This window comes from Acinetobacter sp. AOR34_HL (assembly GCF_027854795.1).
Taxonomy (GTDB): Bacteria; Pseudomonadota; Gammaproteobacteria; order Pseudomonadales; family Moraxellaceae; genus Acinetobacter; species Acinetobacter junii.
The window spans coordinates 1-11,851 of the sequence record NZ_JAKTID010000019.1 but is presented as its reverse complement, the minus strand read 5'-3'; the positions used below and the strand labels follow the sequence as shown (position 1 = coordinate 11,851).

9 protein-coding genes and 1 pseudogene are annotated in these 11,851 nt (G+C 39.3%); 3 read left to right on the top strand and 7 right to left on the bottom strand.

Features of this window, described 5'->3' with window-relative positions; all coding sequences use genetic code 11:
* Nucleotides 1-112 precede the first annotated feature (112 nt).
* Nucleotides 113-1,810, bottom strand: coding sequence for an NAD-dependent malic enzyme (locus MKL32_RS02330; RefSeq protein WP_005403939.1), 1,698 nt, complete (start codon nt 1,808-1,810; stop codon nt 113-115).
* A gap of 468 nt (nt 1,811-2,278) precedes the next feature.
* On the opposite strand from MKL32_RS02330, the gene argS reads away from it, so the two are divergent.
* On the top strand, nt 2,279-4,078 hold the full coding sequence (gene argS, locus MKL32_RS02325; protein WP_005403940.1) for an arginine--tRNA ligase: 1,800 nt from the start codon (nt 2,279-2,281) through the stop codon (nt 4,076-4,078).
* 235 nt (nt 4,079-4,313) lie between these two features.
* Nucleotides 4,314-4,922, top strand: coding sequence for an SPOR domain-containing protein (locus MKL32_RS02320; RefSeq protein WP_004905581.1), 609 nt, complete (start codon nt 4,314-4,316; stop codon nt 4,920-4,922).
* A gap of 69 nt (nt 4,923-4,991) precedes the next feature.
* On the opposite strand, the gene MKL32_RS02315 is transcribed toward MKL32_RS02320, so the two are convergent.
* From MKL32_RS02315 to guaA, 5 genes and pseudogenes are all read right to left on the bottom strand, one after another.
* Nucleotides 4,992-5,645, bottom strand: coding sequence for a glutathione S-transferase family protein (locus MKL32_RS02315; protein ID WP_004905585.1), 654 nt, complete (start codon nt 5,643-5,645; stop codon nt 4,992-4,994).
* A 97-nt stretch (nt 5,646-5,742) separates the two neighbouring features.
* Nucleotides 5,743-6,141, bottom strand: a complete 399-nt coding sequence (locus MKL32_RS02310) for an OsmC family protein (protein WP_270900122.1) — start codon at nt 6,139-6,141, stop codon at nt 5,743-5,745.
* Nucleotides 6,138-7,085 (bottom strand): pirin family protein, encoded by a 948-nt coding sequence (locus tag MKL32_RS02305; RefSeq protein ID WP_099949370.1) that lies wholly within the window; start codon nt 7,083-7,085, stop codon nt 6,138-6,140. Before MKL32_RS02305 ends, MKL32_RS02310 begins: the two co-directional genes overlap by 4 nt.
* A 151-nt stretch (nt 7,086-7,236) precedes the next feature.
* Nucleotides 7,237-8,142: pseudogene (locus tag MKL32_RS02300) on the bottom strand (restriction endonuclease).
* Nucleotides 8,143-8,227: 85 nt separating this feature from the next.
* Nucleotides 8,228-9,796 (bottom strand): glutamine-hydrolyzing GMP synthase, encoded by a 1,569-nt coding sequence (gene guaA, locus MKL32_RS02295; protein WP_005403945.1) that lies wholly within the window; start codon nt 9,794-9,796, stop codon nt 8,228-8,230.
* Nucleotides 9,797-10,232: 436 nt separating this feature from the next.
* On the opposite strand from guaA, the gene MKL32_RS02290 reads away from it, so the two are divergent.
* Complete coding sequence (locus MKL32_RS02290) at nt 10,233-11,459, top strand: DUF445 family protein (RefSeq protein WP_171053841.1); 1,227 nt, start codon at nt 10,233-10,235, stop codon at nt 11,457-11,459.
* Between the two features lie 52 nt (nt 11,460-11,511).
* On the opposite strand, the gene MKL32_RS02285 is transcribed toward MKL32_RS02290, so the two are convergent.
* A partial coding sequence (locus MKL32_RS02285) for a transposase (protein ID WP_270898628.1) occupies nt 11,512-11,851 on the bottom strand: 340 nt, incomplete at its 5' end.

The window sequence follows — 11,851 nt, the reverse complement described above, 5'->3', positions numbered from 1 at the left end:
TTTTAAGGTCACTCTTTGTGCCTGATAAAAAATGGCGAAAACAAGAAGAACCTCAATTGAGGTTCTTCTTGTGATATTTGTGGGACAGTAGTGGCGTAACGCTCCTTTTTATTTAAAACGGGATTCGTTTATATCGACGATATTCAGGATGCCAGAAAGATTCTTCTATTTTTTGCTGCAATAAATCATCACTGATCGTTACCGCAACACCATCTTGAATCGCAGCTTTCGCCACCTCAAAAGCAATCACTTTAGACACAGCCTGAATCTCACCTAATGGAGGTAATAAGTCCGCTTTAGCATCTGCTAATAAAGGAGAGCAATCAGCCAATGCACGACTTGAAGCCATCAACATATTTTCAGTGATTCGGGTAGCTGCACAAGCGACTACACCCAAACCAATACCTGGGAAGATATAAGAATTATTGCATTGAGCAATATTGTATAGTTGACCATGATAATTCACAGGTGCAAATGGACTACCCGTTGCAATCAACGCACGCCCTTCAGTCCACTCAATTATGTCTGAAGGTACTGCTTCAACGCGAGAAGTTGGGTTCGATAAAGGCATGACTATGGGACGTTCGCAATGTGCCGCCATGGTACGAATAATTTCTTCAGTAAATAAGCCTGGTTGCCCCGAGACACCAATCAATACGGTCGGTTTGACATTCTGCACAACATCTAATAAAGAAATAGTATCTTCAACTTTCGCCCACTGCTCGATGACTTCCGCCTTTTGCGCCAACTTACGCTGGAAATCTAACAAGTTCGGCTGATTTTCGGTGATTAAACCAAAACGATCAACCATATATACGCGTGCACGTGCTTCAGCATCCGTCAAACCTTCTGCCATCATTTGGGCTATGATTTGTTCAGCAATACCACAACCTGCTGAGCCTGCCCCCAGAAAGGCAATCGTTTGATCTTTTAATTGTTTTCCTGCTGCTCGACTCGCTGCAATTAAACTTCCAACCGAAACTGCTGCAGTACCTTGGATATCATCATTGAAACAACAAATCTTATCGCGGTATTTTTGCAATAACGGCATGGCATTCTTTTGAGCAAAATCTTCAAACTGAATCAAAGCTTTTGGCCAACGTCGTATAACCGCATTGATCACATGATCGATAAATTCATAATACTCATCGCCATTGATACGAGGCTGACGCCACCCCATATAAATCGGATCATTTAATAATTGCTGATTATTGGTTCCGACATCGATTGTAATCGGCAAAGTATAGGCTGGGCTAATTCCGCCACAAGCAGTGTATAAAGACAGCTTCCCAATCGGGATACCCATCCCGCCAATTCCTTGGTCGCCTAATCCCAAGATACGCTCACCATCGGTAATCACGATCACTTTTACATTGTTTTTATTCACATTTTGTAAAATATCATCAATAAATTCACGATCAGGATATGAGATAAAAACACCACGATGACGGCGGTAAATATCTGAGAAACGCTGACATGCTTCCCCGACAGTTGGTGTATAAATAATCGGCATCATTTCTTCTAAATGATGTTCGATGAGGTGATAAAACAAGGTTTCATTGGTGTCTTGAATATTGCGTAAATAGATATGCTTATTGATGTCATCACTAAACGCACAATATTGCTGATATGAACGCTGACTCTGTTCTTCAATAGTTTCAATAATATGTGGAAGTAAACCGTGCAAATTAAAGTTGGTTCGTTCTTCTTGAGTGAACGCCGAACCTTTATTTAAAAGTGGTAATTCTAGGAGGGTATAACCTGCATATGGGATATAAAGAGGGTGTTTACTTGGATTTCCTGTTGTCATTGCCTATCTCATTTTCCAGCTTAGAGCACAAAAGCCTCTTAAAGATCACTTCATGCTCGTGGTGTCTAATAGCTTAAGGCTATTTCGTATAAAAATGACATTTTAAACAGTGATACAGTTCAGGCTTAGTATTCAATAGCGACATACAAGAGATATTTCATAATATTTTCATACAATTATAATTATGTTGTGATAATTCATAGTTATAAATAAATCTTAAGCACATAAATTTTGATGTTATCAACCATTTCATAATTAAATAATATAAAACTCTTGAACACTTGATCCAATCCACATTCATTCAAATCAGAAATTACCAATCAAACTAAAAGCTGAGATTCAATGAACCTTTCATTCACACAGGTCATTACTTAACTAAAATTATTCACTCAGCCGCCAAATGTCTCCCCTAACAGGAGCGAAATTTGCTATATTTAGCGTTTTTCCGCGACATTTATTTCGGTAACTATGAATACGGCAATACAATCAGCTCTTGATCATGCGGTGCAATCCCTTCAACAACAAGGGATACTTCCTTCAGATTGGACAAACACGAGCCATTTAACCCGTACCAAAGACCGAAGTCACGGTGACTTTGCTTCGAATATTGCGATGATTGGATCAAAAGCTGCGGGTATGAAACCTCGTGATCTTGCTGAAAAAATCCTAGCAGCACTTCCAGAAGTTGCTGATATTAGTAAAGCAGAAATTGCTGGTCCAGGATTCATTAACTTCTTTTTAAATGCTGATCAACGCTTTGCTGTGCTCGACCAAATTCAAGCACAGAAAGATCAATATGGTCGTAGCCAAGTGAACGCTGCGAAAAAAATCCAAGTTGAGTTTGTATCAGCGAACCCTACTTCTAGCCTACATGTTGGGCATGGTCGTGGCGCTGCTTACGGTATGACTGTTGCAAACTTATTAGAAGCAACAGGCGCTAAAGTTGATCGCGAATACTATGTAAATGATGCTGGTCGTCAAATGGATATTTTGGCGACTTCTACTTATTTGCGCTATTTAGAGTTAACAGGTCAAATTCTTGTTTTCCCTAAGAATGCCTACCAAGGCGACTACGTGAAAGAAATCGCACAAAGCATTATAGATAAAGATGGCGATGCACACGTTCGTCCAGTTGCAGATATCTACAAAGATGTTCCAGAAGACGTTCAATATGCAGAAGAATTAGACGCTGATGGCAACAAAGTTGTGCTCTCTGGGGATAAAGAAAAGCATATTGATGGTTTAATTGCGAATTCTCAACAGCATTTAGGTGAAGGCTATCGCGTTTTCCACCAAGCGGCTTTGCATGCCATTTTAGATGATATTAAAGACGACCTCGCAGACTTTGGTGTTACCTTTGATCAATGGTTTAGTGAAGCATCATTGGCTGATAAAATTGATGAAGCACTTGCAACGCTTGATCAGCGTGGTTTCCTATACGAAAAAGATGGCAATATCTGGTTTAAATCAACTGAATTTGGTGATGAAAAAGATCGTGTTGTGAAACGTCGTAACGGTCAAACCACTTATTTTGCATCCGACATTGCTTATCATTTGAATAAATTACAACGTGGTTATACTGACTTAATTGATATTTGGGGTTCAGACCATCATGGTTATATCTCACGTGTTAAAGCAGCAATTGACGCGATGGGCTATGACTCGAAGAAATTGACTGTACTTTTAGTTCAGTTCGTGAGTTTGTGGCGTGGCGGTGAGATGGTACAAATGTCATCTCGTTCAGGTCAGTTCGTCACATTGCGTGATCTACGTAAAGAAGTTGGTAATGATGCGGCACGCTTCTATTACGTGATGCGTAAATCTGAGCAACATATTGATTTTGACTTAGACCTCGCAGTTTCGCAAAGCAAAGACAATGCGGTGTATTACATCCAATATGCGCATGCGCGTGTAAACAGTATTGTCAATCGTGCTAAAGAAAAAGGCATTGTATTTGACGCTACGAATGCACGACAGTTTGCTGATCTATTAACCTTAGAGACAGAAACAGAAATCCTTGCAAAATTAGCAGCTTATCCTGAAATTGTTGTACGAGCTGCAAATGTTTGCGAACCACATCAAATTGGTAACTATCTCAAAGATTTGGCTGCACTATTCCATGGTTGGTATGCACAAGATGGTGTGAAATTTGTAGATGAAACAAATACCTCATTGTCTCAAGCACGCTTACTGCTCTCAACGAATGTACAGCAAGTGTTACGTAATGGTTTAGAGTTATTAGGCGTATCTGCACCAGACTCAATGTAATCTAAACAACGTTATAGTTAATAGATGCAAGCAAAGTTCGCTTTGCTTGCTTTATTATTTATATCGTTTAAGTTTAAGAAATGAGAGATTCATATTCACTTTACAGAAAAAAACACTATCTTAGGTTTTATCTGATAAATAATAAGGTGAATAACGCATTATTTTTGAACATAATGCTTTGTTTATTCAATGATTCACGTTACAAATAACATAATAGGATCAAGAGGAATTTCAGGTGTTTGGAAAAACGCAACGTGGTGTATCTGAACGACCAAATAAACCCAAAAAACCACTCATACCTAAGTGGCTCGGTATGCTTGTAGCCATTTTGGCGATTCTATGTGTTGCGGTTATGTTGATGCTATGGAAACCATGGCAACCTGTACCTGCTAAAAATCAGGTGACATCAGAACATTATCAAGAAGAAGATACCAACAAAGACTATCGCTTCTATGATCTGCTCCCTCAACAACAAGTCACTCCAATTCCTGAACAAGCTGTTCCTGAAACCAAACAGCAAGGTAATGTCGTGATTATTGAATCACCAGCCGCAGAGACGACAAACGCTGATGCGTCAGGAGGAATTACGCCAAGTGAGCAAACAGCTCCTGCTCAAGCCACTTATATTTTACAAGTGCGAAGCTATCCCGATCCTGATAGTGCCGATGCACGACGTGCCGAAATTATTTTGAATGGTTTATCGGCAGATGTAGTCAAAACTGTTGAAAATGGTCAAACATGGTATCGTGTTTTTTCAGGACCATACGATAGCCAAGATGCCGCTTTAGCAGCACAACAAACACTTCAAAATAGTGGTATTGATTCGATTGTCATCAAACGTTGATCGGCAAAATATCAAATAAAAAAGGAACGCTTGATCGTTCCTTTTTTATTTAAAGCAAGATGATTTGAACTAGCCGCACTCAGATTCTAAACTTTTCTGTTCAGCACGTTGAAATGCCGCGCGCTCTTGTATTCGCTGTACAAAGGCTTGAATATTTGGATATTTTCCATGTAGACGTTTTTGTAACGCAATCAATGGGAACGCCATTTGAATATCAGCAAATGAAAACTCACCTGCAAAATAATCATGCTCAGACAGATATTGCTCTAAATACAGAATATGTTCTTTTACACGAGGACGAATAAAACCACCTTTTACGCCATCTGTGATTTTCTCAGCAATTGGACGAATCACCCACGGTACATGCTTACTGACATTGTTCATGACTAAAGTCATCACCAAAAGCGGCATCAAAGACCCTTCCGCATAATGCATCCAATAGTCATATTGTCTTTGATCTTTCGCTTGTTGGGGTTTGAACTGCTGAAGTCGATCATATTGTTGCTGCAAATAATCCAAAATCACTGCCGATTCAACAATCACATCGCCATCATCTACCAAGATAGGTGCTTTGCCGAGAGGATGTATGTTTTTAAGGATTTCTGGTGCTGCGTAACTGGCTGACCTTTGATAAAACTCTACTTGGTAGTCCACACCAAGCTCCTCTAATGCCCACAGTATTCGAAATGAACGTGAGCATTGCAGATAATGTAAGGTAATCATTTTGTGTGCCTGCTTGTGCTACGCAACTGTTGTTTTTTATCCCTCTAACAGTTGCGTTTAGAATTATGTTTTGCCCAAGCACAATAGCACTAAAGCCTTAAAGAATCACGGTCTGAATGTCTAAACTGCGTAACAAAGTTTTAGTGACAGGTGTTTTGCTACAGACATTGAGAAGTTTTTCTTTTAGCTCTGGTGAAACAGGTTGCTTAAAGGTGACACGACGTTCAATTCGCTCCTGTTGTTCCCGATTAGTATGAAAATCCACCTCAACCGTAAACTCACCTAAGGCTATTTCTTTACGTTGAGCATACATGCGCAATGTAATCATGGTACATGATGCTAGGCTAGCTGTAAGAAAATCATATGGTGCGGGACCTGTGTCATGTCCACCGAAAGATTCAGGCTTATCTGTCAAAAATTGATGCGTTCCACTAGTCACTTCCCCTTTCCACGGTTCAGGTAAAGTTAGAACTTTTGCACTTGCGATAACACTCATTTTGAAGCCCTCATTTGATCAGGTAGCGTTGGTGCTTCCAAGCGTTTGCCTTGATAATCTGGAATCTCACCAAAGCGTGCATCATGGTTAATCCAGTCTTCACGTGCTTGCTGCAAGTCTTCCATCGTGCGTCCTACGAAGTTCCACCACAACAAAATAGGTGATTCAAAAGGTTCACCGCCAATGAGAAGCACTCGATTACCAGATTTGATTTCAACTTCGATTTCCGTCAAACCTGTTTCTAAAACCACCATATTATCAGCAGTTAATTCATGTCCGTTCACACGAGCTTTGCCATCAAGCGCCATGAAAGCATATTCAAATGCTGGATTAAGTGGTATACGCGTTTTAGTATCCGCTTGAGCTGTTAGATCAACACCAACTAAAGGTGTATGTACTTGAACTGGAGAAAGAGTATTGAGGAAGTCACCGACTAAAACTGTAAATTCAACTTGATCTTTAACCACAACAGGAAGTTCTGGGTAATGCTCAAAGTTAGGCTCCATATTGCGCTTGTTATCAGGAAGAGCAATCCACAACTGTGCAGCATGCATTTGAGTTTCAGTATCAGGCGCGACCTCTGTATGAGAAATACCACGTCCAGCTGTCATTAAGTTTACTTGTTTTGGACGAATAAGCTGTTTTGAACCCAAGCTATCGGTATGCATCATGGTGCCTTCAATCATCCATGTAAAGGTTTGCAAACCAATATGAGGATGTGGTCCAACATCTAACCCATCTCCAGCTGGAAAGCTGACTGGCCCTGCATGATCTAGAAAGCACCAAGCGCCCACTAAACGTTTTTGGCGGCTTGGCAATGCACGTTTAATCGTTGTCCCTTTTCCAATCTCTGCTGAACGGATCGTAAAATCTTGAATAAACTGATTAATATAAGTTTCACAGTCTTTTGAATCAGAAATGTCGTAATCGTTATTATTACTCATGATGTCGCTCTCTTTTACCTATGCTGTTGCAATGAGTTGTTCTGATGATCTAAGCAATTCAAGCATGAATCAATATAGTGTTTTGGTAATACGCTGAGTGTTATCTTTGGGACAATATTTATTTGGGTATACATATGCAAATAAATAGCTCTTAAAAATTATCTTCATCAAAGCGATCTTGATCTATTTTATATAGATGAAAACTTCGTTCTATTTGAACACCTAATCCGAATTCAATCATTAATGAAGTTAGCTTATTACCATCAATCAATACAATTCCTGATTTCTTAGCCGATTCAACTGCTTCCTTGCTAAAATTCGAAGTCGTGATGAACACGCCTTTCTTAGCGACCTGATCAGCTAATGCACCTTTGAACTGTTGAATATCAGGACGACCCACCGTATTTTCCCAGCGCTTAGCTTGAATATAAATCTTATCTAATCCCAAACGATCTTCACTAATTACACCATCAATACCACCATCACTTGTTTTTCCAATTGCTTGAGCCGCATCTTGATGTGAGCCTCCGTACCCCATAGCAACCAATAAATCAACCACCAGTCTTTCAAAAAACTGTGGTGAATTTAGTTTTATTTTTTCAATTAAATCATCTTTAATTGATTGATTTAATTTATTAAATTCAATATTTATAATTTCTTCTGGTGTAGAATCATTATCATCTTCTAAAAAATTCTGTGTTGAGGGATTACTCTTCTTACCATAATTACGAAATTCATTAAATCCTTCATATTGAGATAGAAATTTACTACTAAAACTCTCTATTTTTTCTAGATTTAAAGATTTCCCCAAACTAGTTAACCTGAAATATTTATTATCAATTGTTTCTAGTAAACCTGCTTTTTTCAAATATGTTTTAGCCCACCCTAATCTATATCATATGAGATTCTTTCCATTTTCCATTCTTATATTTTTCTGTTCATCATTAAGTCCTAGGTAAGAAACAATTTGCTCTAATGCTTCCTGATTAGAAATTTGATCTTTCCTATTTTGCAACACGTGAACTAATGGTTTCATCAAATCATAATGGGTATACATAGCAACTCTCATATCTTCTTTATTTTTAAAATTATACAAAAAAGGACGCTTACGCGTCCTTTTCATTAACAACAATGTGGAAAAATTATTCCCACTCAATCGTTGCTGGTGGCTTGGATGACACGTCATAAACTACACGTGAAACATCTTTGATTTCATTCATGATACGCGTAGAGATTTTATCAACCAACTCATATGGCAAGTGAGCGAAACGCGCTGTCATAAAGTCAACAGTCTCAACCGCACGAAGTGCAATCACCCATGCATAACGGCGACCGTCACCCACAACACCCACTGATTTCACAGGTTGGAATACCGCAAATGCTTGAGCAGTTTTGTCATACCAACCATTCGCACGAAGTTCTTGCATAAAGATGTCATCAGCAAGACGTAGAATATCTGCATATTCTTTTTTCACTTCACCCAAAATACGCACGCCCAAACCTGGACCTGGGAATGGATGACGATAAATCATGCTATGAGGTAAACCTAAAGTTGTACCTAATTTACGTACTTCATCTTTGAATAAGTCACGTAATGGCTCAACAAGATCAAAAGCTAAATCTTCTGGTAAACCACCTACGTTGTGATGAGATTTGATGACGTGTGCTTTACCTTGTTTGCTTGCAGCAGATTCGATTACGTCAGGATAAATCGTACCTTGTGCCAAGAATTTTACGCCATCAAGTTTACGAGCTTCTTCTGCGAATACTTCGATAAACTCACGACCAATGATTTTACGTTTTTTCTCAGGATCAACTTCACCCGCTAACGCAGTCAAGAAACGCTCTTCTGCATCTGCACGGATCACACGAATACCCATGTTCTCTGCGAACATCTGCATAACTTGATCACCTTCGTTTAAACGAAGTAAACCATTATCTACAAATACACACGTTAACTGATCGCCAATCGCTTTATGCAACAATGCTGCGACTACAGATGAATCAACACCACCTGACAAACCTAAAAGAACTTTTTCATCGCCGATTTGTTTACGTAATTGTTCTACACGTAAATCAATGATGTGCTCAGGTGTCCAAAGACCACGACAACCACAAATTTTATGAACAAAGTTAGAAAGTAACTCTTCACCTTTCGCAGTGTGAGTCACTTCAGGGTGGAATTGAACGCCATAGAAACGACGTGTTTCATCACTTACAGCAGCAAAAGGACAGCTTGGTGTGCTTGCAGTAACTTGGAAACCTTCAGGAATCGCGCTTACTTTATCACCATGACTCATCCAAACATGCAGCTGGTTCTCACGATCTTGCAAGTTACCAATTAACTGGTCACGTACCAAGATATCAACTTCTGCATAACCAAATTCGTGAACTGTACCTGGCTCTACCTTTCCACCAAGTTGTTCCGACATGGTTTGTAAACCATAACAAATACCCAAAACTGGCACGCCTAATTCAAACACGATTTGAGGTGCTCGTGGGCTACCCTCTTCATGTACACTCTCAGGGCCACCTGACAAAATAATCCCGTTTGGATTAAATGCACGAATATCTTCTTCAGACATGTCAAATGCATACATTTCAGAATAGACACCCGCTTCACGTACACGACGTGCAATCAGCTGGCTATATTGAGAGCCGAAATCCAAAATAAGGATACGATCTTCAGTAATTTGAGTATTGGTCGTCATGGGATAATCATAAAGGCAAATGAATTAAGCGCCACATTCTAACATTTTTCACGCTTTGGCGCATCGCAATTCATCATCTATCTTATTTTTTAGCTTTACTTGCTAATCACTGCTGAAATTTAAACTAAAATTTCACAACTTTTTGCCTATTTTAGAGAGTTAAATCAACAATTCTTGCCAATTCTGCTCAACACAAAGCAAAAATTGGTGCTAAGATGATGAACTGAAAAAAGCATTACCATGGAAAGGTATTCAATAGATCTCATCGTTTCCTTTTTATGTGAATGCGATGTCCTTGATAAAAGGAAAAATTAAAAGAATCTAAAGATATTGGTGTACCACCAATGTCCTAAAACATTTCATTATCATCTATGGCTTGTCTTGTCATAAGGCAACAATTAGGACTTGAAGGACCAATACAATAATGTTTCAAGAAATGATTGCAGATTTTCAACAGAATTTCTGGTTATATATTTCAATCCCTTTTATTAGTGGCATTATTGGCTATGTAACAAAAGTGATTGCGATTCAAATGATGTTCTCACCACTTGAGTTTAAGGGGTTAAGATTATTTGGTCTTCCTATTGGCTGGCAAGGTATCGTTCCTCGCAAAGCTGAAAAAATGGCAACCACTGCCGTTGAATTGATGACCTCAAAACTGATCAAACCTGAAGAAATATTTGCACGACTCGATCCGAAACGCATCGCAAAAGAAATTGAAAAACCGCTCATGGCAGCCGCTGAAGACATCACTCGTGAAGTTGCTCAGCAATACCAACCTGGTTTATGGGAAGGGATGCCAGAGTTTGCTCGTCAAAAACTGATCAAACGTGTCCAAACCAAAGCACCTGAAATCGTTGAACATATCATGAGTGAAGTACAGCGTGATGTGTCTAAGTACTTCGATATCAAGCACATGGTGGTCAACAACCTACTCAAAGATAAACGCCTCCTCAATGAAATCTTTAAAAAAGTCGGCAAACAAGAATTTAAATTTTTTAGTAATGTCGGCTTTATTTTTGGATTCGCGATTGGTGTCGTACAAATGCTTTGTTGGATTGTGACACAAGGAAAATATCCTTGGATGCTTCCAATGTTTGGTGGTTTTGTCGGTTTCTTTAGTGACTGGATCGCATTACAAATGATGTTTAGACCTTTGTACCCGAAAAAAATCATGGGTTACACATGGCAAGGACTATTCATTAAACGTCAAAATGAAGTGGCTGCGGACTACGCTGCATTAATCTCGAAACAGTTACTCACCTCTCGTAACATGATGGAAGAGCTTTTTTCAGGGACTCACTCAGACAAGGTAATTGAACTGGTCAGCCGCCATGTAAAACAAGAAATTGATTTACAGGCAGGTATTGTTCGCCCATTGGTGGTGTACGCGATTGGCGGCGAGAAGTATCAAAGCCTGAAAGCTGAAGTTGCTGAGCGTATTTTAAAACAGCTGCCAGATACGATGCGTTATGTTGAATCTTATGCTGAAGATGCAATGAATGTTCGTAATACCTTAGTTGATCGTATGCAACGCCTCAGCCCTGAAGAATTTGAAGGTATGTTACGTCCAGCATTCAAAGAAGATGAATGGTCATTGATTATCGTCGGTGCTGTGCTCGGTTTCCTCGTCGGGGAAATGCAAATCCACTTTATGCTCTAAGATTTTTATCAAATTTAAAAGGAAGCTAAGGCTCACTGCTGTCCCACAAATATCACAAGAAGAACCTCAATTGAGGTTCTTCTTGTTTTCGCCATTTTTTATCAGGCACAAAGAGTGACCTTAAAAGTTTCCTTTCAAATAAATTGACCTGAATAATTCTCAGTAAACGCTGAACACTCCATCCTTCTTGTGCCATGTGTTTAGCGAAGTTCACCAGCAAATAGGCAATTAATGCAATCCATATTTGCGTTTGTATCGCATTGCGGCTTCGACCTAGAAATGACTTCAGTTTTAAATTCTGCTTGATGGCTTTAAAGAATAACTCAATCTTCCAGCGGTCTTTATAAATTGCAGCAATGGTGGATGCTGCCAGATGAAAGTTGTTGCTCAGA